General features: G+C 57.0%; 24 protein-coding genes. 13 read left to right on the top strand and 11 right to left on the bottom strand.

Annotation, left to right across the window (positions count from 1 at the left end; all coding sequences use genetic code 11):
* Positions 1–142: 142 nt before the first annotated feature.
* Positions 143–724, top strand: coding sequence for a DNA-3-methyladenine glycosylase I (gene tag / locus LLF79_RS16695; RefSeq protein WP_008502765.1), 582 nt, complete (start codon positions 143–145; stop codon positions 722–724).
* Positions 702–1,148, top strand: coding sequence for an N-acetyltransferase (locus LLF79_RS16690; protein WP_008502764.1), 447 nt, complete (start codon positions 702–704; stop codon positions 1,146–1,148). The genes tag and LLF79_RS16690 overlap by 23 nt, the downstream gene beginning before the upstream one ends.
* On the opposite strand, the gene LLF79_RS16685 is transcribed toward LLF79_RS16690, so the two are convergent.
* Positions 1,111–3,390: a molybdopterin guanine dinucleotide-containing S/N-oxide reductase gene (locus LLF79_RS16685; RefSeq protein WP_252075133.1), complete on the bottom strand. Its 2,280-nt coding sequence runs from the start codon at positions 3,388–3,390 to the stop codon at positions 1,111–1,113. The genes LLF79_RS16690 and LLF79_RS16685 overlap by 38 nt on opposite strands.
* A gap of 212 nt (positions 3,391–3,602) precedes the next feature.
* Here LLF79_RS16685 and LLF79_RS16680 point away from each other — a divergent pair, with 212 nt between their 5' ends.
* The 6 genes from LLF79_RS16680 (at position 3,603) to ghrB (ending at position 9,655) form a co-directional block, all read left to right on the top strand.
* On the top strand, positions 3,603–4,265 hold the full coding sequence (locus LLF79_RS16680; RefSeq protein WP_008502762.1) for an OmpA family lipoprotein: 663 nt from the start codon (positions 3,603–3,605) through the stop codon (positions 4,263–4,265).
* Positions 4,266–4,444: 179 nt separating this feature from the next.
* The gene (locus LLF79_RS16675) at positions 4,445–5,461 is read left to right on the top strand and encodes a LacI family DNA-binding transcriptional regulator (RefSeq protein WP_008502761.1); all 1,017 of its coding nucleotides are present in this window, start codon (positions 4,445–4,447) and stop codon (positions 5,459–5,461) included.
* 103 nt (positions 5,462–5,564) lie between these two features.
* The gene (locus LLF79_RS16670; RefSeq protein ID WP_032623049.1) at positions 5,565–6,314 is read left to right on the top strand and encodes a sugar phosphate isomerase/epimerase; all 750 of its coding nucleotides are present in this window, start codon (positions 5,565–5,567) and stop codon (positions 6,312–6,314) included.
* Positions 6,315–6,317: 3 nt separating this feature from the next.
* Positions 6,318–7,256, top strand: coding sequence for a sugar kinase (locus tag LLF79_RS16665; protein ID WP_227879911.1), 939 nt, complete (start codon positions 6,318–6,320; stop codon positions 7,254–7,256).
* A gap of 116 nt (positions 7,257–7,372) precedes the next feature.
* Positions 7,373–8,653, top strand: a complete 1,281-nt coding sequence (locus LLF79_RS16660; protein WP_045352740.1) for an MFS transporter — start codon at positions 7,373–7,375, stop codon at positions 8,651–8,653.
* 27 nt (positions 8,654–8,680) lie between these two features.
* Complete coding sequence (gene ghrB / locus LLF79_RS16655) at positions 8,681–9,655, top strand: glyoxylate/hydroxypyruvate reductase GhrB (RefSeq protein WP_045414908.1); 975 nt, start codon at positions 8,681–8,683, stop codon at positions 9,653–9,655.
* A gap of 58 nt (positions 9,656–9,713) precedes the next feature.
* Here the strand turns inward: ghrB and cspA are convergent, their stop codons facing one another.
* Together cspA and LLF79_RS16645 are read right to left on the bottom strand one after the other, a co-directional pair.
* Positions 9,714–9,926, bottom strand: a complete 213-nt coding sequence (gene cspA, locus LLF79_RS16650; RefSeq protein ID WP_003860775.1) for an RNA chaperone/antiterminator CspA — start codon at positions 9,924–9,926, stop codon at positions 9,714–9,716.
* Between the two features lie 247 nt (positions 9,927–10,173).
* On the bottom strand, positions 10,174–10,884 hold the full coding sequence (locus tag LLF79_RS16645) for a DUF3053 domain-containing protein (protein ID WP_008502756.1): 711 nt from the start codon (positions 10,882–10,884) through the stop codon (positions 10,174–10,176).
* A 331-nt stretch (positions 10,885–11,215) separates the two neighbouring features.
* On the opposite strand from LLF79_RS16645, the gene LLF79_RS16640 reads away from it, so the two are divergent.
* Positions 11,216–11,503 carry an HTH-type transcriptional regulator gene (locus LLF79_RS16640; RefSeq protein ID WP_008502755.1) on the top strand — a complete coding sequence of 96 codons (288 nt, stop codon included), beginning with the start codon at positions 11,216–11,218 and terminating at the stop codon, positions 11,501–11,503.
* A gap of 39 nt (positions 11,504–11,542) precedes the next feature.
* Here LLF79_RS16640 and LLF79_RS16635 read toward each other — a convergent pair whose 3' ends face one another.
* The 4 genes from LLF79_RS16635 to LLF79_RS16620 form a co-directional block, all read right to left on the bottom strand.
* Positions 11,543–13,162, bottom strand: coding sequence for an ABC-F family ATP-binding cassette domain-containing protein (locus LLF79_RS16635; protein WP_227879910.1), 1,620 nt, complete (start codon positions 13,160–13,162; stop codon positions 11,543–11,545).
* 230 nt (positions 13,163–13,392) lie between these two features.
* On the bottom strand, positions 13,393–15,462 hold the full coding sequence (gene glyS / locus LLF79_RS16630; protein WP_008502753.1) for a glycine--tRNA ligase subunit beta: 2,070 nt from the start codon (positions 15,460–15,462) through the stop codon (positions 13,393–13,395).
* A 9-nt stretch (positions 15,463–15,471) separates the two neighbouring features.
* Complete coding sequence (glyQ, locus tag LLF79_RS16625) at positions 15,472–16,383, bottom strand: glycine--tRNA ligase subunit alpha (RefSeq protein ID WP_003860141.1); 912 nt, start codon at positions 16,381–16,383, stop codon at positions 15,472–15,474.
* Positions 16,384–16,543: 160 nt separating this feature from the next.
* The gene (locus tag LLF79_RS16620) at positions 16,544–16,849 is read right to left on the bottom strand and encodes a YsaB family lipoprotein (RefSeq protein WP_227879908.1); all 306 of its coding nucleotides are present in this window, start codon (positions 16,847–16,849) and stop codon (positions 16,544–16,546) included.
* A gap of 182 nt (positions 16,850–17,031) precedes the next feature.
* Here LLF79_RS16620 and LLF79_RS16615 point away from each other — a divergent pair, with 182 nt between their 5' ends.
* Positions 17,032–18,027, top strand: coding sequence for an acyltransferase (locus LLF79_RS16615; protein ID WP_008502751.1), 996 nt, complete (start codon positions 17,032–17,034; stop codon positions 18,025–18,027).
* On the opposite strand, the gene LLF79_RS16610 is transcribed toward LLF79_RS16615, so the two are convergent.
* The 4 genes from LLF79_RS16610 to xylA form a co-directional block, all read right to left on the bottom strand.
* Positions 18,020–18,940 (bottom strand): GlxA family transcriptional regulator, encoded by a 921-nt coding sequence (locus tag LLF79_RS16610; RefSeq protein WP_059364273.1) that lies wholly within the window; start codon positions 18,938–18,940, stop codon positions 18,020–18,022. The genes LLF79_RS16615 and LLF79_RS16610 overlap by 8 nt on opposite strands.
* The gene (locus LLF79_RS16605; RefSeq protein WP_008502749.1) at positions 18,940–19,479 is read right to left on the bottom strand and encodes an isochorismatase family protein; all 540 of its coding nucleotides are present in this window, start codon (positions 19,477–19,479) and stop codon (positions 18,940–18,942) included. Before LLF79_RS16605 ends, LLF79_RS16610 begins: the two co-directional genes overlap by 1 nt.
* 103 nt (positions 19,480–19,582) lie before the next feature.
* The gene (gene xylB / locus LLF79_RS16600; RefSeq protein WP_227879906.1) at positions 19,583–21,037 is read right to left on the bottom strand and encodes a xylulokinase; all 1,455 of its coding nucleotides are present in this window, start codon (positions 21,035–21,037) and stop codon (positions 19,583–19,585) included.
* A gap of 67 nt (positions 21,038–21,104) precedes the next feature.
* Positions 21,105–22,427: a xylose isomerase gene (gene xylA, locus LLF79_RS16595; protein WP_094944770.1), complete on the bottom strand. Its 1,323-nt coding sequence runs from the start codon at positions 22,425–22,427 to the stop codon at positions 21,105–21,107.
* A gap of 371 nt (positions 22,428–22,798) precedes the next feature.
* On the opposite strand from xylA, the gene xylF reads away from it, so the two are divergent.
* From xylF to xylH, 3 genes are all read left to right on the top strand, one after another.
* On the top strand, positions 22,799–23,791 hold the full coding sequence (gene xylF / locus LLF79_RS16590) for a D-xylose ABC transporter substrate-binding protein (protein ID WP_023618556.1): 993 nt from the start codon (positions 22,799–22,801) through the stop codon (positions 23,789–23,791).
* A gap of 72 nt (positions 23,792–23,863) precedes the next feature.
* Complete coding sequence (locus LLF79_RS16585) at positions 23,864–25,405, top strand: xylose ABC transporter ATP-binding protein (protein WP_008502745.1); 1,542 nt, start codon at positions 23,864–23,866, stop codon at positions 25,403–25,405.
* Positions 25,383–26,564 carry a xylose ABC transporter permease XylH gene (xylH, locus tag LLF79_RS16580; RefSeq protein ID WP_008502744.1) on the top strand — a complete coding sequence of 394 codons (1,182 nt, stop codon included), beginning with the start codon at positions 25,383–25,385 and terminating at the stop codon, positions 26,562–26,564. Before LLF79_RS16585 ends, xylH begins: the two co-directional genes overlap by 23 nt.
* Positions 26,565–26,582 lie beyond the last annotated feature (18 nt).

Genomic DNA, 26,582 nt, shown 5'->3' with positions numbered 1-26,582 from the left:
CCGAATTCGGCGATATTTGTCGTTATTCAGGAAGAGCTTAGAGAGCATATGGCCCTGTATTAACTATTGTCTTTATAGTAAACACGTCAAGCCAGTCAGAACGAAATTTTTGCGAAATCAGTATCAATAAGGGAGATGACGGATGGAACGTTGCGGTTGGGTAAGCCAGGATCAGCTTTATATCGACTATCACGATCGGGAATGGGGCGTGCCGGAAAGGGATGGCAAAAAGCTCTTTGAGATGATCTGCCTGGAGGGCCAGCAGGCGGGGTTATCATGGATTACGGTACTGAAAAAACGCGAAAATTACCGCAGCGCTTTCCACCAGTTCGACCCCGTCGCGGTCGCCGCGATGACCGATGAGGACGTCGAGCGACTGGTGCAGGATGCCGGCATCATCCGCCATCGCGGCAAGATCCAGGCCATCATCGGTAACGCACGCGCTTATCTGGCGATGGAACAAAACGGCGAATCATTTTCAGATTTTGTCTGGACGTTTGTGAATAACGATCCGCAAGTCACGGAGGCGACCACGCTCGCGGAAATTCCGGCCGCCACTCCGGCCTCGGATGCGCTCTCGAAGGCTCTGAAAAAACGCGGCTTTAAGTTTGTCGGCTCCACCATCTGCTACGCCTTTATGCAGGCCTGTGGCCTGGTCAACGACCACGTTACCGGCTGCTTCTGTCATCCGGGAGGCCATCATGATCCGCAAATGGCAAAATGAAAATACCGCGCCGCTGTTGAGCCTGTGGCTGGAAAGCACCACGGAAGCGCATCCGTTCATCGCGCCGAATTACTGGAAAGAGAATGAGGCCATGGTGCGGGACGTTTATCTGCCGTCCGCTGAAACCTGGGTCTGGGAGCAGGACGGCGAACCTTGCGGATTTATCAGCGTGATGCAGTCTCAGTTTGTCGGCGCCCTGTTTGTGGCGCCGTCATGCATCGGGAAAGGCATCGGGCGCGCGCTGCTGAACCATGTTCAACAGCGCTTCCCGCACTTAACCCTGGAGGTGTATCAGAAAAATGTCCGGGCGGTGAATTTCTACCATGCTCAGGGCTTTCGCATTGAAGACAGCGCCTGGCAGGATGACACCCAACACCCGACGTGGATCATGAGCTGGCAGGCGGATCAAACGCCGTTAAGGTAAGCTCGGGACCCGTATATTTCTCGACCCAGGCCAGCGCCGTGTTCCCTGCGCAACCATTCCCCAGCTTCGAGCTGGGGAGATCTTTGGTCAGCACGTTAACCGCCCCGTTTTTACAGATACCGCCTTCGGCGAGCTCAAGGTCAGGCCATGCGCCCTGATGAATGCAGATCACGCCCGGCTTAATCCCGTCGCTCACCACCGCCCCTGCCAGCACTTGTCCACGCGCGTTCCAGACGCGCACCACGTCGCCGTCCGCAATCCCGCGCGCTTCCGCATCAAGGGTATTCAGCGTGATGGGCTCTCGCCCGGCGACCGCATACTGCTCGCGCAGGGAGGTATAGTTAAGCTGGCTGTGCAGACGGTGCGCGGGATGGGCAGATAACACCTGCAGCTGATCCGGCCGGGCGTTGCCGTGCCATTCGTCCGGCTCAAGCCACGTAGGATGCGGCGGGCAGTCAGCATAGCCAAAGCTGGCGATGCGCTCGCTGTAGATCACGATCTTGCCGCTCTCGGTTTTCAGCGGGTGGTTCTCCGGATCGCGACGGAAATCGGCAAAACGAACAAACTTCGCGTTCTGTTCGCTCTCCGGCATTTCGACGATCTGGTTCGCCTCCCAGAACTCAGTAAATGGCGGGAGCGTCACGCCCTGCGCCGCGCCGCGCTGTCCGGCAATCTGGTAGAAAGTTTCCAGCCATTCGAGATCGGTTTTTCCTTCGGTAAAGCGCTCGCGACCGCCCGCTTCCCACCGCTCGCTCAGTTCAGCAAACACGTCGAAATCATCACGCGCCTCATCGCGCGGGGCCACCACGCGCTTCATCGGGACCATATGCTGATTGCTGTAGTCGCCGGTCATGGTGAGATCGTTACGCTCAAACGAGGTGGTCGCCGGGATCACGATATCGGCGTGTTTCGCCGAGGCGGTCCAGAAGCACTCGGAGATCACCACCAGCTCCGGCTTCTGCCAGGCGCGGATCAGGCGGTTGGTATCCTGATGGTGCGTGAAGTTCGACCCGCCCGCCCACCAGATAAATTTAATATCCGGGAAGTGGCGGTCGAGACCATTGTGCTGATAAAAACCGCCCGGATTTTCCAGGGCTTCAACAATACGCGCCACCGGGATTTTATCCACGGCATCCACGCCACCCTGCACCGAGCCTTGCAGAGACGCCAGCACCGCCGCTTTACGCGTGGGGTTACCGCCATTGGCAAAGTGATAGGAGAGACCAAAACCGCCGCCTGGCGTACCGATCTGCCCCAGCATCGCGGCGAGGGTCACCAGCATCCAGTGTTTTTGCTCGCCAAACTGCTGGCGCTGCATCCCCCAGCCGGACATCAACATCGTGGTGTTTTTATGGAATAACGCCGCCAGTTCGCGGAGTTTATCCGCAGAAACACCGCAAATGTCAGCCGCCCACTCTGCCGTTTTGGCCACGCCATCCGTTTTACCCGTCAGATAGTCGGCGAATTTATCGAAGCCGGTGGTACAGCGCGTCAGGAATGCGACATCGTGCCAGCCGTTTTCCACCAGGGTATGGGCGATACCCAGCATCATCGCCACGTCGGTGCCCATATGCGGGGCAATCCACTCGGCGCTGTCGCCGAAGAAATCCAGGGTTTCAGAGCGCATCGGGTCAATGCAGATGATGCGCTTGCCGCTTTTGCGCAGCGCGTCGAAATAGCCAATGCCCTGCTCGTCGCTGGCATTCCAGGCAATTTTCAGCGTGTTAAGAGGGTTAGCGCTCCACAGCACCACCACGTCGGTATGTTCCAGCACCAGCGGCCAGCTGGTCTGCTGCTGGTACACCTCGTTCCCGCCCACGACGTACGGCATGATCGCCTGCGCTGCACCGGTGGAGTAATCCCCCAGATGACCGGTATAGCCGCCCGCCAGGCTCATATAGCGCTGCAGCAGCGTCGATGCCTTGTGCAGCACCCCGTTAGAGCGCCAGCCGTAGGACCCGGCGAAAATGGACGACGGACCGTAACTGTCGCGAATGCGCTTGTGCTGGGTGTGGATCAGCGCCAGCGCGTCATCCCAGCTCACGCGAACAAACTCATCCTGACCGCGAATGCCCTGCGGCTTGTCAGGTGAGGCGAGAAAACCTTTACGCACCATCGGCCAGCGCACGCGCGTTTTGCTGTGCACCTGATCGCGAACGACGGTCTGTAAAGAGTTGGGATGTTGTGTTGGCAATGCTCCGCGAGACGACAGAACATTTTCGCCATCGGTTTCGACCAGCATTGGCCCCCAGTGGGCGGCGGTCAGAATGGTTTTCGTTGAGGTGCTCAAGCGTGCGCTCCTGGTTGCGTGCAGGTTTTACGGCCTTCTTGCTGAGACCGTTTATGGTTTGTCACAAATTTCAGAGTTATACCCGGAATTTTCTCCGTATCTGGACGTCATAATCAACTGCCACGTTCGCCGTGGCAAAGAATAAAAAGGATTAAGGAAAGAAGATGAAAAAACGCGTACTCGTTATTGCCGCTCTGGTGAGCGGTGCACTGGCTGTTTCTGGCTGCACAACCAACCCTTACACCGGTGAGCGCGAAGCGGGTAAATCCGGCATTGGCGCGGGTATCGGCTCGCTGGTCGGCGCAGGCGTTGGGGCGCTCTCCTCCTCCAAGAAAGACCGCGGCAAAGGCGCGCTGATTGGCGCAGCGGCGGGCGCGGCCCTGGGCGGCGGCGTCGGTTATTACATGGACGTGCAGGAAGCAAAACTGCGCGACAAAATGAAGGGAACCGGCGTGAGCGTGACGCGCAGCGGCGATAACATCATCCTGAATATGCCGAACAATGTGACCTTTGACAGCAGCAGCGCAACGCTGAAACCCGCGGGTGCGAACACCCTTACCGGCGTGGCGATGGTGCTGAAAGAGTACAATAAGACCGCCGTGAACGTGATTGGCTACACCGACAGCACCGGCAGCCAGGATCTGAACATGCGTCTGTCCCAGCAGCGCGCCGATTCCGTGGCCAGCTCGCTGATTACCCAGGGCGTTGAAGCAAACCGCATCCGCACCAGCGGCATGGGCCCCGCCAACCCTATCGCCAGCAACAGCACGGCGGAAGGCAAAGCGCAGAACCGCCGCGTAGAGATTACGTTAAGCCCAATTCAGTAGGTAATAGCAAAACGGCAACCCCGTTGCCGTTTTTAGTGTTTGCGCCCTCTCCCGTGGGAGAGGGTTGGGGTGAGGGTATCAGACCGCAACCTCCGGTAAGCGCAGCGCCACCGGGCAAATTACTTGATTCGTCCGATTTTCCCGCTAAGGTATTCTCACTAAATTCAGGGAAATCAGCGATGAGCAAACCAGCCCGGGCCACCATCAGCGACGTGGCGAAAGCCGCCAAAACCGGTAAAACCAGCATTTCGCGCTACCTTAACGGCGAGAAACACCTGCTGTCCGATGCGTTGCTGGCGCGTATTGAACAGGCCATTGCCGATCTCGACTACCGTCCCAGCCTCATGGCGCGCGGGCTCAAACGCGGCCGCACCCGCCTTATCGGGCTGATCATCGCCGATATCACCAACCCCTACTCCGTGAACGTGCTCAGCGGTATCGAAGCCGCCTGTCGCGAGAAAGGCTTTACGCCGCTGGTCTGTAATACCAACAACGAAGTCGACCAGGAGCTGCATTATCTCGACCTGCTGCGCAGCTATCAGGTGGAAGGGATTGTGGTCAACGCGGTAGGCATGCGTGAAGAAGGCTTAAATCGCCTGCAGCAATCCTCCCTACCCATGGTCCTCATCGACCGTAAAATCCCGGAATTTGCCTGCGATGTGGTCGGGCTGGATAACACCCAGGCCGCCACGACCGCCACCGAACATCTGATTGAACAGGGCTTCGAGGCCATTCTGTTTCTGAGTGAACCGCTGGGGATGGTCAACACCCGACGTGAACGCCTGAGCGCATTTCGCGCCACGCTGGAGCGTTATCCCGGCGTGATCGCCGAAAATGCCGAAACGCCGCTTCACGAAGCCGGGCAGCTTGACAACACCCTGCGTCAGTTCCATACGCGCCATCGTGGGATGCGCAAAGCGGTTATCTCCGCTAATGGGGCACTGACGCTGCAGGTTGCCCGCTCGCTCAAGCGCATTGGCCTGCACTGGGGCAGCGATATCGGTCTGCTGGGGTTTGATGAACTGGAGTGGGCGGAGCTGGCTGGCGTCGGCATTACTACCCTCAAACAGCCCACCTGGCAGATTGGCTATGCTGCTGTTGAACAAGTCGTTCGTCGTATTGAAGGCACCAGCGATGCCGTTCGCGAGCAGGTCTTCTCCGGCGAGCTGATCGTTCGTGGCTCCACCGCGCGTTAAATTTCCCTTGTGATAGCGATCATAAATTCAACATCCTGACCTTTTCTTTGGAACCGGTTCCATCTAGCGTAATAGTATTGATATGTTGCGATGGAGTCCGAAGATGGGCAGGAAAATTATGGTGGTCACCGCCGCGTACGGTGCGGAACAGGTGCGACAGGCGGGCGGTCAACGGGCGATGCTTCCCGTTATTGCTGGCGCGGGGGCAGACGGCGTTGAGATCCGCCGGGAACTGTTCAACAGCGAAGAGCTGCTGGCGCTGCCCGCGCTGGGCGAATCCATTGAGCTGCTGGGTCTGCTGGCGTGCTACTCCGCACCCGCCGCCCTGTTTATGCCCGACGGCACCCTCAACCCGGACCTGCCCCGCTATCTTTCTGAAGCCAACACCCTGAACGCACTTTGGCTGAAGGTTTCCCTCGGCCATTTCCGCGACGCGCAACCTCTGGACGCCCTGCGTACGCTGCTGAATACCAGCGGCATGGCGCTGGTCGTGGAGAACGATCAGACCGACTGCGGACAGCTCGCGCCCATGCAGCGCTTCCAGGCCGCCTGTCGGGAAATGGCGCTCCCCGTCACGCTGACCTTCGATATGGGGAACTGGCTGTGGGTGGGCGACTCCCCTGAAGAGGCCGCGCGTCACCTGGCCCCTGCGGTGAGCTATATCCACGTGAAAGCCGCCGTGCCGCATAAAGATAACTTCCGCGCCGTCGCACCGGACCGCGCCGATGCGCGCTGGCTGGATCTGCTCGGCCAGCTGCCTGCCGATGCCCCGCGCGGTATCGAATTCCCGCTGGAAGGGGCGGATTTAACCGCCGTTACCCGCCATTACGTCAACCTGCTGCGCGAGGAGTAAACCATGCACAAGACGCTGGATGTCATCACGATCGGCGAGGCCATGGCCATGTTTGTCGCCACCGAAACGGGCGAGCTGAGTGCGGTGGAGCACTTTATCAAACGCGTCGCAGGCGCTGAACTCAACGTCGCGACCGGCCTGGCGCGTCTCGGCCTCAACGTGGGCTGGGTCAGCCGCGTGGGGGATGACAGCTTTGGCCATTTCGTTCTCGATTCGCTGAAAAAAGAGGGGATTGATGCTGCAGGGGTCACCCTCGACGGACGCTTCCCTACCGGCTTTCAGCTTAAATCCAAGGTCGAAAATGGAACCGATCCCATCGTGGAGTATTTCCGCAAAGGCTCGGCTGCAAGCCACCTCTCTGTCGCGGATTACCACGCCGATTACTTTGCCTCCGCGCGCCATCTTCACCTGAGCGGCGTGGCGGCCGCGCTGTCCGCCAGCTCGTATGAACTGCTGGATCATGCCGCGATCACCATGAAAGCTCAGGGGAAAACCCTATCGTTCGACCCCAACCTGCGTCCGGTGCTGTGGAAAAGCGAAGCGGAAATGGTGGAGAAACTGAACCGTCTGGCGTTCAGGGCGGACTGGGTTCTGCCAGGCCTGAAAGAAGGGATGATTCTGACCGGCGAAAGCACGCCGGAAGGCATCGCCGACTTCTACCTGAATAAAGGGGTAAAAGCGGTGGTGCTGAAGACCGGTGCCGATGGCGCGTGGTTTAAAACGGCCAACGGCGAGCAGGGCGCGGTCGCGGCAGTGAAGGTCGAGAACGTCGTCGACACCGTCGGCGCGGGCGACGGCTTTGCCGTGGGTGTGATTAGCGCCCTGCTGGAAGGTAAAACGCTGCCGCAGGCCGTCGCGCGAGGCAACAAGATTGGCTCGCTGGCCATTCAGGTGCAGGGCGACAGCGAAGGATTACCAACGCGAGCACAGCTCGGCGTTTAAATTCCCTCTCCCTGTGGGAGAGGGCCAGGGTGAGGCAGCAAGCCGCACCAGATAATTAAGCCACCGTGTACCCTACAGACAACGGCGGTAACAACCTCAACAACAGAGGCAAGCCTATGAACAGTTCGACCAATGCAGTAAAACGCTGGTGGTACATCATGCCAATCGTGTTTATCACGTACAGCCTGGCGTACCTTGACCGTGCCAACTTCAGCTTCGCGTCCGCCGCAGGGATCACCGAGGACCTCGGGATCACCAAAGGGATCTCCTCCCTGCTGGGTGCCCTTTTCTTCCTGGGCTACTTCTTCTTCCAGATCCCCGGCGCGATTTATGCGGAACGCCGCAGCGTGCGTAAGCTGATCTTCATCTGTCTGATCCTTTGGGGCGCCTGCGCGTCGCTGACCGGCATGGTGAACAATATTCCTGCCCTGGCCGCCATTCGCTTTATCCTCGGCGTCGTTGAGGCGGCGGTTATGCCCGCGATGCTGATCTACATCAGCAACTGGTTTACCAAATCTGAGCGCTCGCGCGCGAATACCTTCCTGATCCTCGGTAACCCGGTCACGGTACTGTGGATGTCGGTGGTGTCCGGCTACCTGATCCAGGCCTTCGGCTGGCGCGAGATGTTTATCATTGAAGGGGTACCGGCAATTATCTGGGCCTTCTGCTGGTGGGTGCTGGTGAAAGATAAACCTGCCCAGGCGAAATGGCTTTCCGAAGATGAAAAAGCGGCGCTGCAGGCGCAGCTGGACAAAGAACAGCAAGGCCTGAAGGCGGTGCGTAACTATGGTGAAGCCTTCCGCTCGCGTAACGTGATCCTGCTCTGCGCGCAGTACTTTACCTGGAGCATTGGCGTGTACGGCTTTGTGCTGTGGCTGCCGTCCATTATCCGCAGCGGCGGTGAAAACCTCGGCATGGTCGAAGTAGGCTGGCTGTCATCCGTACCGTATCTGGCGGCAACCATCGCCATGATTATCGTTTCCTGGGCGTCGGACAAGCTGCAGAACCGCAAGCTGTTTGTCTGGCCGCTGCTGCTGATTGCTGCCTTCGCCTTTATTGGCTCCTGGGCCGTGGGCGCAAACCACTTCTGGGTCTCTTATACGCTGCTGGTGGTTGCCGGTGCGGCCATGTACGCCCCTTACGGACCGTTCTTTGCCATCATCCCCGAGATGCTGCCGCGTAACGTGGCGGGGGGTGCGATGGCGCTGATTAACAGTATGGGTGCGCTGGGTTCGTTCTGCGGCTCCTGGTTCGTCGGTTACCTGAACGGTGCCACCGGCAGCCCATCCGCATCGTACATCTTTATGGGGGTGGCGCTTTTCGCCTCGGTATGGCTTACTCTGGTTGTTAAGCCTGCTAATAATCAACAACACCCTGTCGGCGCTCGCCACGCCTGAATCTTTAAAAAATCAACGGAGATTAGCATGAAGCCGTCCGTCATTTTGTATAAAGCCCTGCCGGAAGATCTGCAGAAACGCCTTGAAGAGCACTTCACCGTCACGCAGGTGAAGAACCTGCGCCCGGAAACCGTGGCACAGCACGCCGACGCGTTCGCGAGCGCGGAAGGCCTGCTGGGTTCAAGCGAAAAAGTGGATGTCGCCCTGCTGGAGAAAATGCCGAAGCTGCGTGCTACCTCAACCGTTTCCGTGGGTTACGACAACTTCGACGTGGATGCGCTTAACGCCCGCAAAATCCTGCTGATGCATACCCCGCATGCTCTGACGGAAACCGTTGCCGATACGCTGATGGCGCTCATGCTCACCACGGCCCGTCGCGTGGTGGAAGTGGCTGAGCGCGTCAAAGCGGGCGAATGGACAAAAAGCATTGGTCCGGACTGGTTCGGTGTGGATGTTCACGGCAAAACGCTGGGCATTGTCGGTATGGGGCGTATCGGGCTGGCGCTGGCGCAGCGCGCGCATTTTGGTTTTAACATGCCGATTCTGTATAACGCGCGTCGCCATCACAGTGAAGCCGAAGAACGCTTCAACGCCCGTTACTGCGAGCTGGATGCCCTGCTGCAGGAAGCCGATTTTGTCTGCCTGGTGCTGCCGCTGACGGATGAAACCCGTCATCTGATTGGTAAAGAGGCGTTTGAAAAAATGAAGGCATCTGCCATTTTCATCAACGCGGGTCGTGGCCCGGTGGTGGATGAGAAGGCGCTGATTGAGGCTCTGAAAAACGGTGAGATCCATGCAGCAGGTCTGGACGTGTTTGAGCAGGAGCCGCTGCCGGTGGATTCCCCGCTGCTGACAATGCCAAACGTCGTCGCCCTGCCCCACATCGGCTCAGCTACCCATGAGACGCGCTACAACATGGCGGCCACCGCGGTCGATAACCTTATCGCCGCCCTTAGCGGAAAGGTGGAGAGAAACTGCGTGAACCCGCAGGTGCAGCGATAGAAAAGAAAAAACCCGCCAGAAGGCGGGTTTTTAAATGCTTTGCTACTGGGTTGGAAGCTTACAGGCTTACAACGTTACCAGCTGCTGGGCCTTTAGCGCCGCTTTCGATGGTGAAGGACACTTTCTGACCTTCGTCCAGAGATTTGTAGCCATCGTTCTGGATAGCAGAGAAGTGTACGAAAACGTCTTTAGAGCCATCGTCAGGAGTGATGAAGCCGAAACCTTTATCAGCGTTGAACCATTTTACCAGACCAGTCATTTTAGCAGACATAGAAATTACCTTATTAACAAATATATTGTGCCTTCCGGCTTGATGGATTGCGTTACAGATTTTTAAGCGATGAAGGAAGGGTCACTACGAAGGGTATCTATGGATAACAATCTGGACTGCTTTACTAAACTGCTTTAGGTCTGTGTAACAAACCGACGGGAATAGTTATACCGATGTGGTAGAGGAATGACAAGCGTTATTTTCGTAACGCATAAAAAAACCCCGCCAGAAGCGGGGTTTTTTCGGTTTATTCTGTGGCAGCGACTGCGGCACTCCAGGCCTGGCTGAAGGCCTGATGCTGAGAGGCCAGCGGCCCAATCAGCGTATTGTACTGGCTTGCCTGCTGGGAGGTTGGGAACTGAATACCGTTGGCAACAAAGCTTACCTGCGTATTCTGCTGGGCAATAAAGTCACCCACCTGGACCAGCTGCTGCGTGAAGATTTGCGCGGCCGGAATCAACGGCTGCAGTGCTTCTGACGGTTTGGTCACCACTTTCTCATACACTTTGTCGAAGACCGGTTTGAGATCGTCGCCCTGCTTCAGCGCAGAACGTGACGCGTCAGCCTGCATTTTCGCATTCTGCAACTGCTGGCTCAGCACGCCAAGCGCACCGTTGGACTGGCGCAATGGTTCACGCTGCGTCATGTAATCCTGTGGAACGCGGATGGCGTTCACGCTATCCACTACCGGGCGGATACCGGAATCCATCGCCTGGCTCACCTGCTGTGAATAACCATAAAGAATGGCGTAATCGGACACAAAGGGGCCAAACTGCTTTTTCTGATCCGCAGTCAGCGTTGGCAACCGCTCGCCGCTGCGCATCACTGTATTCTGCAGAAAATCGATAAACGCTTTGCGCTGATCGCCTTCTTTATCAAAACACCCACTCAGGCTAACAACCATCAACAACGCCGCAATAGGCGCAAACCAGCGAGAGCAGGACTTTCCTGTCGCCATTTTATTACTCCTTTCACCCAAAAAAGCGCACACCGGCACACGCGTGCCCGACGCTGACAAGGATAGTCCAGGTCAGCCTTGCAAGATACTCTTTTCATGCAAAACGGCTATTGCCGATTTATTTCTTACCATTTACAAAAAAATACCTGGCGAAGCCGACATATGACTAATCAGGGAATTAGCATAACTCTCCATATTGCTGAATCGGATACAGCGATCGTTACCGCACGATTAATCACACCCGTGACGATCCTGGGTTGGTATTAGGGACTATTCTTAACTGGCTCTCTGATGTTCTTGATCACGATGTGAGATTTAAGAGGAGTCCTCAATGGAATATAAAGATCCTGAGTTTGAGCTGCTGAGCAGCCTGGAACAGATCATTTTTAAAGATGTACCGCAGACGATTACCCTGCAACAAAAATCCAATCCCTTTACAGAATATGAGCAATTGCGCAAAGGGACAGGACTGAAAACCGAAGAATTCGCCAGAGCGATGGGTGTCAGTGTGGCTATGGTGCAGGAGTGGGAGTCAAAACGTGAGAAACCCACCCCAACCGAGTTACGGCTGATGCGCCTGATTCAGGCCAACCCTGCACTCAGCAAGCAGATCGCGTAGTGAAGATTGAATGCCCCCGCCTTTGCGGGGGCTTGTGTTTTACAGGCTATCACAACGCCAACCTGCCTCTTCCCACACCAGCTCATGCGTTAACGTTAAGCCGCTTAAAAACGCCTCATCGTGTGATACCACCAGCAGTGCCCCAGGGAAACCGGCCAGCGCCGCTTCAATGGCCTGGACTGAAGCCAGATCCAGATGGTTGGTCGGTTCATCCAGCAGCAGAAGCTGCGTGGCCTCCGCGCGCCACAGCACGCAGGCCAGGGCAGCCTTAAGACGCTCACCGCCGCTGAGCGTCGCCAATGGGAGCATCACTTTGTCAGCCCCCAGTTGAAGCTGCGCTAAACGGGTTCGCAATACCCCCTCTTCCAGAGGGGTATGACTCAAATTGAGATGCGTCATGACCGACTGCGAGAGACCGAACCGGGAGAGATGCTGGTCGAGATAAGCGCAGCTGACGGACACTTTACAGCTACCCGAACGGGGAGCCATCTCGCCGAGGAGGGTTTTTAACAGCGTCGACTTCCCGCAGCCGTTCGGCCCCTTTAACGCCACGCGCATCGGTCCGTCCATCCGCCAGTTGAGCGGAGGAACAGGTACATGCTGCAGCACCAGATCCTCCAGCACCAGCACCTGCTTCCCCTCCGGGATCTGACTTCCCGGCAGGGTGAACATGACCGGGTTATCGTCTTCAACCCGCTCACGCGCCTTGTTAACCGCGGCGTTCAGCGCTTCATTTTGCTCGCTGTGCTGTTTTTTCCAGGAGCCAATCCGCTCCTTTGCCGCGCCTTTATATTTGACCCGCTCGAACGATGCGATATTCAGGGTATCGACGGTGCGTAACGTCTTTGCCGACCGCCGCTGGCTGTCATCATGCTCTTTTTGCATGCGCGCGCGGGTGCGTTTGCGCTCGGTTGCCGCATGTTCCAGCGCCGCGCGGGCAGCCTGCTGTTCGGCATCGCGCTGGGCTTGATAATCCGCATAATTTCCGCCGTAGCTGCGCAGACCCGAGGCGCTCAGCTCAAGAATACGCGGCACCTGCTCCAGAAGTTCGCGGTCATGAGAGGCCACCAGCACGCCGCCCTGATACCGACTCAACTGGTCGTAGAACCACACCCGGCCTTGTCGATCCAGATGGTTAGTAGGCTCGTCCAGCAGCATGAAATCCGCTTCAGCCGTAAATGCCCCGCACAGCAGGGCACGAATGCGCTCGCCGCCGCTGAGTTCACCGGCAGGTTTATCCGGATCAAACGGCGGAAGCTTCGCATTGATAAACGCTTCGCTCAGACGTTCGGCTATACCCCAGTAACCGTCGAGCAATGCCAGATCGTCGGGCTGATAATCGCCGCTGTCGATGCGCTTACGCGCCGCAAAAATCGCGTCATACCCGAGAAGTTCAGCCAGCGTCGTCTGCGAAGAAATAACATGCTGCTGCGCCACCCAGGCATGCGAGCCAAAGCGTTCAATATGACCGGTAGCCGGTTCGTCCAGCCCCGCCAGCAAGCGCAGCAGACGCGTTTTTCCGCTGCCGTTGCGGCCAACCAGCGCGCAGAGGGAGGGTTCCAGCGTGAGATTCAGCGGACCAAAAAGGGTATCGCCCGTCGGAAACTGACAGGTGACCTGATGCAAAATAAAAGAAGGGGACTGCGCAAAATGAGCCATAAGCACTCCTGAATGAAATCAAAACATCCCCTGCCGACGCGGTGGCGTTTTAGCAAGGATCGAAATTCATCAGTCGTGTTTGTTCATTTTTGGGGGGCACTCCAGCGCGAGAAAGTTAACGGGGATAAGGATAGCGGGAATGTGTTGACCATTTCAAGGTTAAATTTTCAGCAACACACTATAAAAAAACCCGCCGAAGCGGGTTTTTAGCATTTGTCACAACGGGCACATTACTGCAGCAGCGAAATATCCGCCACGCGCAGGAACAGCTCACGCAGTTTCTCGAGCATAGAGAGACGGTTAATACGCAGCTCTTTATCTTCTACGTTTACCATCACTTTCTCGAAGAAGGCGTCGATGACGTCACGCAACTCGGCCAGCTCCACCAGCGCTTCCTGGTAGCGACCTTCCGCAAAGACCGGCTCGAGCTTGTCGCGCAGCACCACAACCTGCATCGCCAGGGCAATCTCTTCCGGCTCTTTCAGCGTCGCGGCGTTTACGCGCTCGTTCAGCGTCTCGTCGGATTTCGCGAGGATGTTGGAGACACGCTTGTTGGCCGCCGCCAGAGCAGATGCCGCTTCCAGCGTACGGAAGTGGGAAACCGCCTTCATACGCGCATCGAAATCAGCCGGACGGGTCGGACGACGCGCCAGAACCGCCTGAATGGTGTCGACGGTGTAACCTTCATCCTGATACCAGGCGCGGAAACGACCGAGCATAAAGTCGATCACGTCATCCACAACGTTGGCGTTGGTCAGCTTATCGCCGTACAGACGCACCGCTTCTTCGGTCAGGGTCTGCAGATCCAGGTTCAGGTTCTTCTCAACGATGATACGCAGCACGCCCAGCGCAGCACGACGCAGCGCAAACGGGTCTTTGTCGCCTTTCGGATGTTGACCGATACCGAAGATACCCGCCAGGGTGTCCATCTTATCGGCAATTGCGACAGCACAAGCTACCGGGTTGGACGGCAGTTCGTCACCCGCAAAGCGCGGCTGATACTGCTCGTTCAGGGCAACCGCCACGTCTTCCGCTTCACCATCGTGACGCGCGTAGTGCATGCCCATCACGCCCTGGGTGTCGGTAAATTCGAACACCATGTTGGTCATCAGGTCACACTTGGAGAGCAGGCCTGCGCGGGTCGCGTGGTTAACGTCGGCACCGATTTCACGAGCGATCCAGCCGGACAGCTCCGCAATACGGTCGGTCTTGTCGCGCAGCGTACCCAGCTGCTGCTGGAACAGTACGGTCTGCAGGCGTGGAAGATGATCTTCCAGACGCTTTTTACGGTCGGTGTTGAAGAAGAACTCGGCATCCGCCAGACGTGGGCGTACCACTTTCTCGTTACCGGAGATAATCTGGCTCGGATCTTTCGATTCGATGTTCGCCACGAAGATGAAGTTTGGCAGCAGTTTGCCGTCGTTGGCGTAAACCGGGAAGTACTTCTGGTCACCCTTCATGGTGTACACCAGCGCTTCAGCCGGAACGGCCAGGAATTTCTCTTCGAACTTCGCGGTCAGCACAACCGGCCATTCCACCAGCGAGGTCACTTCTTCCAGCAGGCTGTCGCTCAGATCGGCTTTACCGCCAATCTTACGCGCCGCGTCTTCCGCGTCCGCTTTGATTTTGGCTTTACGCTGTTCGTAGTCAGCAATGACCTTGCCGCGCTCCAGCAGGATTTGCGGATACTGGTCGGCATTGTCGATGGTGAATTCAGGCTCGCCCATAAAGCGGTGGCCGCGAATCACGCGATCGGACGCCACGCCCAAAATGGTCGCCGGAATAACGGTGTCGCCCAGCAGCAGGGTCACGGTGTGAACCGGACGCACGAAGTGCACGTCGGACGCGCCCCAGCGCATCAGCTTAGGAATGGGCAGCTTCGCCAGAGACGTGGCAATCATGTCCGGCAGCAGCGCTTCCGCGCTTTCGCCTTTCACGTGGGCACGATACAGCAGCCATTCGCCTTTATCGGTGGTCAGACGCTCGGCCTGATCGACGGTGATGCCGCAGCCACGCGCCCAGCCTTCCGCCGCTTTGCTAGGCTTGCCTTCCGCGTCAAACGCCTGGGCAATCGCCGGGCCACGTTTTTCGACTTCGCGATCCGGCTGAGACGCCGCCAGGTTTGCCACTTTCAGCGCCAGACGACGCGGAGCAGCAAACCACTCAATTTTACCGTGCGCCAGGCCAGCGTTATCCAGCTCGGCAGTCACGTTCGCAGCAAAAGATTCAGCCAGGCTGCGCAGGGCTTTTGGTGGCAGCTCTTCGGTGCCAATTTCCACCAGGAAAGTTTTTTCAGACATGGCCGCCTCTTATTTGTTTCGGTTGCACATCGGGAAGCCAAGGGCTTCACGGGACGCATAGTAAGCTTCTGCAACGGCTTTGGTCAGGGTACGAATACGCAGAATGTAGCGCTGACGTTCAGTCACGGAGATCGCTTTGCGGGCGTCCAGCAGGTTGAAGCTGTGGGCGGCCTTCAGAATACGCTCGTAGGCAGGCAGCGGCAGCGGAGTCTCCAGCGCCAGCAGCTGCTGCGCTTCTTTCTCATACTGCTCGAAGCAGGTGAACAGGAAGTCCACGTCCGCGTATTCGAAGTTATAGGTGGATTGTTCCACTTCGTTCTGATGGAACACGTCGCCGTAGGTGGTTTTACCCAGCGGGCCGTCGCTCCAGACCAGGTCGTAAACGCTGTCTACGCCCTGAATGTACATCGCCAGACGTTCCAGACCGTAGGTGATCTCACCGGTGATCGGCTTACATTCCAGACCGCCAACCTGCTGGAAGTAAGTGAACTGGGTCACTTCCATGCCGTTCAGCCACACTTCCCAACCCAGACCCCAGGCACCCAGCGTTGGGTTTTCCCAGTTGTCTTCCACGAAACGGATGTCGTGGATGGTGGGATCCATACCCAGCTCTTTCAGCGACCCGAGGTACAGTTCCTGAATGTTGTCGGGTGATGGCTTAATCACCACCTGGAACTGATAGTAATGCTGCAGACGGTTCGGGTTCTCACCGTAACGACCATCGGTCGGACGACGGGAAGGCTGCACATACGCGGTCGCCATTGGCTCTGGCCCCAACGCGCGCAGGCTGGTCATCGGGTGTGAAGTGCCGGCGCCGACTTCCATGTCCAAAGGTTGAACAATGGTACAGCCCTGACGAGCCCAGTAATCCTGTAAGGTCAGGATCAGGCCCTGGAAGGTCTTGGTATCAAACTTTTGCATAGTATTTCGTGCTGGATACGTGTGGTTTTAAATGGAAGGGACCAGTATACCCGCTGGCTGCAAGATATACAGTACGAAACGGGGTTGTTTAGGGAAAATTGGGAAATAAGCATTCACGCCAGGGCGCTGACGGCGTCTGGCTGTTGATTATGCGAGCAGGCTAGCGCATGGAGAGGTGTAAAAACTGGCCGTCCGCATCAAACGAGCAGACAAAGCCTTCTTTACGCGCCGTATAGCCCTTGAGCTCATAGCTGCCCTGAAAGCGCTCAAACCCGGTGAAGTTGATTTTCTGCACGTCCGAGTTATAGCGGCGTGCGGCCTGGTCCTTGCAGAGTGACTCCATATTCAGTGAACGTTCCGGGCTCATTCTGCCTTGCTGGGCTTTTTGCACTGGTGCTTCTTGTGGCGCACTGCATCCTGCCAGTATGAAAAGCAGAAAGAGTGATGCCACACGCTTCATCATCATTTTTATTACCGTCCTGGTCAGTGGCTGTTATTTTTAGTATCAACACGTTTATAGATTATGGTCAGCCATTCTGCGAATCTCGCGGTCTCCCGGCAAGCCTGCGAATAAAACTCAGAATTTTCCAAACGAAGACTTTTGGACAATGGGAGTCACATTCACTTTACAGGGAATACGAGGAACTGATGCCGTCAAAAATTAACTGGATTGATAACCTGCGAGGAATAGCGTGTCTGATGGTGGTCATGATCCACACGACGACCTGGTACGTCACGAACGCCCACAGCATCAGCCCCGTTAACTGGGATATCGCCAATATTCTCAACTCTGCGTCGCGCGTCAGCGTGCCGCTGTTCTTCATGATTTCTGGCTTTCTCTTTTTTGGCGAACGCAGCGCGCAGCCGCGGCACTTCATCCGCATCGCAGCCTGCCTGGGGTTCTACAGCGCCGTTGCCCTGCTCTATATCACCCTGTTCACCTCCATTAACGCCGGGTTATCCCTCAAATATTTGCTGCAAAAGCCGGTGTTCTACCACCTGTGGTTCTTCTTCGCCATTATCGTGATCTATCTGGTCTCTCCGCTCATTCAGGTGAAAAACGTCAGCGGGAAAATGCTTCTGGCCCTGATGGTGGTGATTGGCATTGTCGCCAACCCGAATACGGTCTCGCAGAAAATCGACGGATTTGAGTGGCTGCCGGTGAACCTCTATATCAACGGCGATACCTTCTATTACGTGCTTTACGGCATGCTGGGGCGCGCCATCGGGATGATGGACACGCAAAAACGCGGTCTGAACTGGCTCTGCGGGGCACTGTTTATCGCCGGCGTGGCGGTGATTTCACGCGGGACGCTGCATGAGCTGCAGTGGCGCGGTAATTTTGCCGATACCTGGTATCTCTACTGCGGGCCGATGGTCTTTATCTGTGCCGTATCGCTGCTCACGCTCGTTAAAAACACCCTGAATGCGCGTCCCCTTCCCGTACTGAGCGTCATTTCACGACACTCTCTCGGGATTTACGGTTTTCACGCGCTGGTGATCCACGCGCTTCGGACAAGAGGGGTTGAACTAAAAACCTGGCCGGTGCTGGATATCATCTGGATTTTTGCCGCGACCCTGGCGATCAGCCTGCTGCTGTCGATGCTGCTGCAAAAAATAGACGTTCGCCGCTTCGTCAGCTAACGCTTCGCTGCCGGGCGCGATGGTACTGGCGCGGGGAGGAAAACCCTGCCGCCAGGGAAGCCTGCTCCACGCCGCGCCCCTGCAATAGCCACTGTTCCGCCACCGCCAGACGCAGCTGCTCCAGATAATCGCGGACACTAATGCCTAAATGAGTCTGGAAAAGCCGGGTAAGATGGCGCGGGCTGACGTGCGCCAGCGCGGCGATATCAGGCAAGCTCCACGCTTTTTGCGGCTCGGCGGTGAGCGCATCCTGCGCCCGATGAATCGCCGGATGAAGATGATTGCGGTAGCGTAGCCACGGGGAGAGCTGGGGATCGTCACCAGAACGGCGGAACCACACCACCATCTCGCGCGCCACATTCAGCGCCTTTTCGGGGCCGCACAGGCGGTTAATCATATGCAGCGCCAGATCGATGCCCGATGTGATCCCCGCGCTGGTCCAGATGTTCTCGTCCTGCACAAAGATGCGGTTTTCTTTAATCGTCGCCGTAGGGGCCGCGGTGCGTAAACGGCTGATAACGTCATGGTGAGTTGTGCACTGTTTGTTATTCAGCAGGCCCGATTTCGCCGCCAGCAGCGCGCCAGAACAGACGCACATCACCGTGATATCCCGGCGCTGAATAATCGGCTGCAGGCGCATCAGCCAGTGCTGTATCCGTAACGCCTGCGGCGTCGAAAACTGAGAGCGGGAGTCGCTCACGCCGGGCAATACCAGCAGGCTCCCCTCGGGAAGACGTTCCGGCAGCGGCTGAATGCCGCTCATCGTCAGGCCTATCGACGTCGGCACGTCAGGTTGCGGGCCAATGTAATGCAGACGAAACGCGTCGCCAGCCAGCACAAAGGTTTCTGCCGGGCCCGTCATATCTAATGACAGCACCCCGGGCAACATCACGAACCAGACGTCGATGGGCATTACAGTGACTCCAGCGTCTCCGCTACCGTTTTAATGTCGGCAAAACGCCCGGACAGTACCGTTTCGGTACGGTGGCGAATGTCCGCTGCGCTAAGGGTAATGCCCTTGTAGGTCATGGGGAACGTCAGCGTTGCCTCGCTCACAAAGGTCACAGCATAACCCAGATCGGATGCCACCCGGGCGGTGGTTTCACAGCATTGCTCCGTGCGAATGCCGCAGATAATCACACTATTGATATCACGCTCGCGCAGCCAGCGATCGAGCCCGGTATCCGTGAAGGCATTATGGACGTGTTTCTGGAAAACCACATCCGGCTGATGACGCAAAAAGGCCATCGGTTTGACATAGCCGCTTTCCAGCGTAAATGGGCCGTCTTCATCCACATGAAAAATATCAACGACCGGAATACCGCGCGCCTGGCAGCCTTCAATCAGCCCCAGCATCGCCTGCTGAAAAGCGGGAATGTCATCCTCCTGCCAGTAATTGCGGTGATGGAAGGACTGCTGAGTATCAATGTTGATGAGTGCAATGCGTGACATGATGGTTCTCCTCGCCAGTGGGTGTGACACCATACTGGCAAGGAAAGGAAGGCACGCACAGACCAAAAAAGGACATCCTCGTGCCTCTCCCGGACAAGCGAATTTACGTCATCAGCGGCAGCAGCTGCTGGTAGATTTTGCGGAACACGTCGCGCCTTTCCGCGTACCGCGCGTGGCGCGCCGCGTCAGGCAAATGTGCCTGTTCAAGCGTAAGCTGCGGCAGCAGTTGTGAAACCGGTTTTTCCGGGTTCATAGCAATCTGCGCCAGACGCGCGGCGCCGAGCGCGGGGCCAACATCGCCACCGGTGCGGAAATCCAGCTGCAAGCCGCTGATGTCCGACAGCATTTGTCGCCAGTAAGGGCTTCGCGCACCGCCGCCAATCAGGGTGACGCTTGCGGGTTTCAGGCCGCAGTCGTGAACCACGTCCATTCCGTCAGCCAGCGCATATCCGACGCCTTCGAGAACCGCACGCGCCAGTTCTGCCGGACCATGCTGATGGGTTAAGCCAAAGAACACCCCTTTCGCTTCAGGGTTGTTGTGTGGCGTACGCTCGCCGGACAGATACGGTAAAAACCAGACGGTACCGGCATTTTCATCCGCCTGCTGTGCTGCGGCAATCAACGCAGGAACATCGGCCATCCCGGTCAGCTTCGCCGCCCAGTCCAGGCACGACGCTGCACTCAGCATCACCGACATCAAATGCCATTTTCCTGGCAGCGCATGACAGAAACTGTGCACCGCGCTTTCGGGATTGCTGCGATAGCCGTCACTGACGGCAAAATAGACGCCAGACGTTCCCAGCGACAGCATCGCTTGACCTGCCTCAACCATGCCGACGCCCACGGCCCCTGCGGCATTGTCACCGCCCCCGGCAACCACCGGCACGGCAGACATATTCCAGCGTTCCGCAACGTCCGGCAGCAACATGCCTGTTACCTCGCTACCTTCGAACAGGGCGGGCATGTGTTCACGGGTCAAATGGCAGGCATCCAGCATCGCCTCGCTCCAGTCGCGTTTCGCCACGTCGAGCCACATCGTGCCGGCGGCATCAGACATGTCGGAGGCAAAATCGCCCGTCATGCGAAAACGCAGATAGTCTTTCGGCAGCAGGACTTTCGCCACCTGCCGGAAAATCTCCGGCTCGTGTCGCTGCACCCACAGAAGCTTAGGCGCGGTAAAGCCGGGCATCATCAGGTTGCCGGTGATCGCGCGGGAAGTGGGTACGCGTTCCTCAAGAAGCGCACACTCTTCTGCACAGCGGCCGTCATTCCAGAGGATCGCAGGACGCAACACGCGATGCTCGCTGTCCAGCAAGGTTGCACCGTGCATTTGCCCGGCAATCCCCAGCGCTTTCACGTCACGCAGAGAATGCTGTTCACCTAACGCCTTGATTGCACGATCCGTTGCCTGCCACCACTGCTCCGGGTCCTGTTCCGACCACAGCGGATGCGGACGTGAAACCTGCAGCTTTTCAGTCTGCGTTGCTAACACCTCGCCCTGCTCGCTTAACAGGATGGCTTTCACACCCGATGTGCCCAGATCGATCCCGATATACATATAGTGGATTCCTTAAGTGAAAATGCCCGGTGGCGCTGAGCTTACCGGGCCTACAAGCTGGATGCCGTTATTTATCGAACAGGTAGTGATTGACCAGATTTTCCAGCAGCTCCTGGTGCCCGCTCTGGTGCTGCGGCGCCAGCTGATGGTGTTCAGCGTACTTCGCGATTTCCGCAAGTGATAACTGACCTTTCAAAATTTGCTGGCCAAGCTCACTGTTCCAGCCGCTGTAACGCTTCGCCACGCGTTTATCGAGCTCGCCGTCTTCAATCATACGTGCCGCTACCTTCAGCGCCAGCGCCATGGTGTCCATCGCGCCAATGTGGCCGTAGAACAGATCGTATTTGTCGGTGCTCTGGCGACGCACCTTGGCGTCAAAGTTCAGGCCGCCGGTAGTGAAGCCGCCCGCTTTGATGATTTCATACATCACCAGCGCATTCTCTTCCACGCTGTTCGGGAACTGGTCGGTATCCCAGCCCAGCTGCGGGTCGCCGCGGTTCGCATCGACCGAGCCGAAGATGCCCAGCGCAATCGCCGACGCGATCTCGTGGTGGAAAGAGTGGCCCGCCAGCGTGGCGTGGTTGGCCTCAATGTTCACTTTAATCTCTTTTTCCAGACCGAACTGCTTCAGGAAGCCATACACCGTCGCCACGTCGTAGTCATACTGGTGCTTCGTCGGCTCCTGCGGCTTCGGCTCAATCAACAGCGTGCCGCGGAAGCCAATTTTGTGCTTGTGGTCGACAACCATCTGCATAAAGCGGCCAATCTGCTCGCGCTCCTGACGCAGATCGGTGTTGAGCAGGGTTTCATAGCCTTCACGGCCTCCCCACAGGACATAGTTTTCGCCACCCAGCTGATGCGTGGCGTTCATTGCCGTCACCACCTGCGTGGCCGCCCAGCTAAACACTTCCGGATCCGGGTTGGTTGCCGCACCTGCGCCGTAGCGTGGGTTAGTGAAGCAGTTTGCCGTGCCCCACAGCAGCTTCACGCCGCTTTGCTGCTGTTTTGCCGCCAGTACATCCACCATCTGCGCAAAGTTGTTCAGATACTCTTTCAGCGATGCGCCTTCCGGCGACACGTCGACGTCATGGAAGCAGTAGTACGGCACGTTCAGCTTGTGGAAGAACTCAAACGCCACATCGGCTTTGCGTTTCGCCAGCTCGATGGCCTCACCCGGCTGCTGCCACGGGCGGTCAAAGGAGCCCACGCCGAACATATCGGCGCCGTTCCAGCAGAAGGTATGCCAGTAACAGGCGGCAAAGCGCAGATGATCTTCCATGCGCTTACCCAGCACCAGCTCATCCGGGTTGTAGTGACGAAATGCTAAAGGATTGGTCGTTTTCGGGCCTTCGTAACGAACACGATCGAGTTGGTCGAAATAAGCTTGCATATTGAGCTCCATAATCAGGGTATGCGGCGAGTCGTTGATACAGGAGTAATAGTGAATAGACATTTTGGGTTGCTCAATTACGTTATTTCACACTGCTATTGAGAGAATGCACAACTGTGCGCTGGCTCGCAAAATAATGCGCAGGCAAACTATTTTTCGGCGCGGATTCCAGAATCAAATGTAATTAAGACGTTACGTATTTTAAAATCCGATCGCGGTCATAAATTCAGAAATAAACCAAATATCATAATGAGAAGATAAAAATCTGTAATTGCCAGCCTGCCTTTCCGCGTTAAAAATTTGCTGCGTCCCAGCAGTGAATGTTTCTTTTATCTCAGCAACACATACCCCTACAAAAAGGCCTAATAATTATGAAGATAAAGAACCTGACCCTAACGCTCTGCGCCACGCTCCTTCTGGCAAGCTTTGCAGGACATGCCAAAGAGGTCAAAATTGGCATGGCGATTGACGACCTTCGTCTGGAGCGCTGGCAAAAAGATCGCGATATTTTTGTCAAAAAAGCGGAATCACTCGGTGCGAATGTGTTTGTTCAGTCAGCTAACGGCAACGAAGAAACGCAAATGTCGCAGATCGAGAATATGATTAACCGTGGCGTCGATGTGCTGGTCATTATCCCCTATAACGGCCAGGTATTAAGTAACGTAGTGAAAGAAGCCAAACAAGAAGGCATAAAAGTGCTGGCCTATGACCGCATGATTAATAATGCGGACATTGATTATTATATTTCGTTCGACAATGAAAAAGTCGGCGAATTACAGGCACAAAGCCTGATCGACAAAGTGCCTCAGGGCAATTATTTCCTGATGGGCGGCTCGCCGGTAGATAACAACGCCAAGCTGTTCCGCGAAGGGCAAATGAAGGTCCTTAAACCGTACATCGATAACGGGAAAATAAAAGTGGTTGGCGATCAGTGGGCCGACGGATGGTTACCCGAAAACGCCCTGAAGATTATGGAAAACGCGCTGACGGCCAACAACAACAAAATTGACGCGGTTGTGGCCTCCAACGATGCCACCGCAGGCGGTGCGATTCAGGCCCTGAGCGCCCAGGGGCTGGCGGGTAAAGTCGCCATTTCAGGGCAAGATGCCGATCTGGCTGGCGTAAAACGTATTATCGCCGGCACCCAAACCATGACGGTCTACAAACCGATTACCGAGTTGGCCAATACGGCGGCGGAAATCGCCGTGGAACTGGGCAACGGTAAGCAACCAAAAGCAGACGCCACGCTGAATAACGGGCTGAAAGACGTTCCGGCTCGCCTGCTCACCCCTATTGAAGTCAATAAAGAGAACATTGACGCCACCGTCATTAAGGACGGTTTCCACAAGAAGAGCGAACTGTAATCCGGCGCGGCCCCTGCTCTGCGGGGGCGCATCACGTTGCACTGTTCTTTCCTCGGGTTATGTGGAGCAGTTATGCCTTATTTACTTGAAATGAAAAGCATCACCAAGCGCTTCGGCACGGTAAAAGCCGTCGACAACGTCAGTCTCCGGCTAAACCCCGGCGAAGTGGTATCGCTGTGTGGCGAGAACGGTTCAGGCAAGTCAACGCTGATGAAAGTGCTGTGTGGGATCTACCCGCACGGTAGCTACGAAGGCGAAATCGTCTTTGCCGGCGAAGTGATCCAGGCAACTCACATTCGCGATACCGAACGCAAAGGTATCGCCATCATCCACCAGGAACTGGCGCTGGTGAAACATCTCACCGTGCTGGAGAACATTTTCCTCGGAGCCGAAATCTCCCGCCACGGCGTGCTGGATTACGACACCATGACGCTCCGCTGTGAAAAGCTGCTGGCGCAGGTGAGCCTCCACATTTCACCGGATACCCGCGTGGGCGACCTGGGCCTGGGGCAACAGCAGCTGGTTGAAATCGCTAAAGCGCTCAATAAGCAGGTCAGGCTGCTGATCCTCGATGAGCCAACGGCCTCGCTCACCGAACAGGAAACCGCGGTTCTGCTCAATATCATCCGCGATCTGCAAAACCACGGCATCGCCTGTATCTACATTTCGCACAAGCTGAACGAGGTTAAAGCCATTTCGGACACCATCTGCGTGATCCGCGATGGGCAACACATCGGCACGCGTGAAGCCGCGGGCATGAGCGAAGATGACATCATCACCATGATGGTGGGGCGCGAGCTGACGGCGCTCTACCCGAATGAGCCTCACACCAAAGGTGATGAAGTGCTGCGCGTGGAAAACCTGACCGCGTGGCACCCCGTTAACCGCCACATCAAGCGCGTCAATAACGTCTCGTTTTCTCTGCACAGCGGCGAAATTCTCGGTATTGCCGGGTTAGTCGGCGCCGGGCGCACGGAGGCCGTACAGTGTCTGTTTGGCGTATGGCCGGGGCGCTGGGAGGGCACGATTTATATCGACGGCCAGCCGGTGAAAATCGACAACTGCCAGCAGGCGATTGCCCACGGCATTGCTATGGTGCCGGAAGACCGCAAAAAGGACGGCATCGTGCCGGTCATGGCAGTGGGGAAAAACATTACGCTTGCGGCACTCGATCGCTTCTCCGGCGCGCTGAGCAGCCTTGACGATGCCGCCGAGCAGCAGTGCATCCTCCAGTCGCTTGCCCGTCTGAAGGTCAAAACCTCCTCACCGGAACTGGCCATTGGCCGCCTGAGCGGCGGCAACCAGCAGAAGGCGATTCTGGCGCGCTGCCTGCTGCTCAACCCGCGCATATTAATCCTCGATGAGCCCACGCGCGGGATTGATATCGGTGCCAAATATGAAATCTACAAACTGATTAATCAGCTTGTACAGCAAGGGATTGCCGTCATTGTTATTTCGTCTGAGTTACCCGAAGTGCTCGGCCTGAGCGACCGTGTGCTGGTTATGCACGAGGGAAAACTGAAAGCCAACCTGATTAACCAGAACCTGACGCAGGAGCAGGTGATGGAAGCCGCTTTAAGGAGCGAACGTCATGTCGAAAAGCAATCCGTCTGATATCAAAGTCGCCGTTCCGACGCCCGGTGCGTTCGCAGGGCTAAAAGCGCTGAACCTGCAGGTGTTCGTGATGATCGCGGCCATTATCGTCATCATGCTCTTTTTTACCTGGATGACGGATGGCTCGTACCTGAGCGCGCGTAACGTCTCCAACCTGCTCCGCCAGACCGCTATCACCGGCATTCTGGCCGTGGGCATGGTGTTCGTGATTATCTCCGCGGAAATCGATCTGTCGGTCGGCTCGATGATGGGGCTCCTCGGCGGCGTGGCGGCCATTTTTGACGTCTGGCTCGGCTGGCCGCTGCCGCTTACCGTGGCAGTCACGCTGGTGCTGGGTCTGGTTCTGGGGGCCTGGAACGGCTGGTGGGTAGCCTACCGTAAAGTGCCGTCGTTCATTGTCACCCTGGCGGGGATGCTGGCCTTCCGCGGGATCTTAATCGGCATCACCAACGGTACCACCGTCTCCCCGACCAGCGCGGCCATGTCGCAGATTGGTCAAAGCTATCTCCCGGATGGCGTGGGCTTTACCATCGGCGTGGCGGGGTTGCTGGCGTTTGTCGCGTGGCAGTGGCGTGGACGCATGCGCCGTCAGGCGCTGGGGCTGGCGTCGCCAGCATCAACCTCGGTGGTGGGACGTCAGGCGCTGACGGCGGTCATTGTGCTGGGCGCCATCTGGCTTCTGAATGACTATCGCGGCGTTCCGACGCCGGTGCTGCTGCTGGCGCTTTTGCTGCTGGGCGGCATGTTTATGGCGACGCGCACCGCGTTTGGCCGCCGTATTTATGCCATCGGCGGCAACCTTGAGGCTGCCCGTTTGTCGGGGATTAACGTCGAACGCACCAAACTCGCGGTCTTCGCCATTAACGGCCTGATGGTCGCCATCGCCGGGCTGATCCTCAGCTCGCGTCTGGGGGCCGGTTCACCCTCCGCGGGCAACATCGCCGAGCTGGATGCTATCGCCGCCTGCGTTATTGGCGGTACCAGCCTCGCAGGGGGTATCGGCAGCGTCGCGGGCGCGGTGATGGGGGCATTTATCATGGCGTCGTTGGATAACGGGATGAGTATGATGGACGTCCCGACGTTTTGGCAGTATATCGTCAAGGGAGCCATTCTTTTACTGGCAGTCTGGATGGACTCGGCCACCAAGCGACGGGCCTGATAACGGTATTGTGACTTA

This window comes from Enterobacter cloacae complex sp. 2021EL-01169, from assembly GCF_020733125.1.
In the GTDB taxonomy this organism is placed as follows: domain Bacteria; phylum Pseudomonadota; class Gammaproteobacteria; order Enterobacterales; family Enterobacteriaceae; genus Enterobacter; species Enterobacter roggenkampii.
This window is presented reverse-complemented; position numbering and strand designations above follow the sequence as displayed.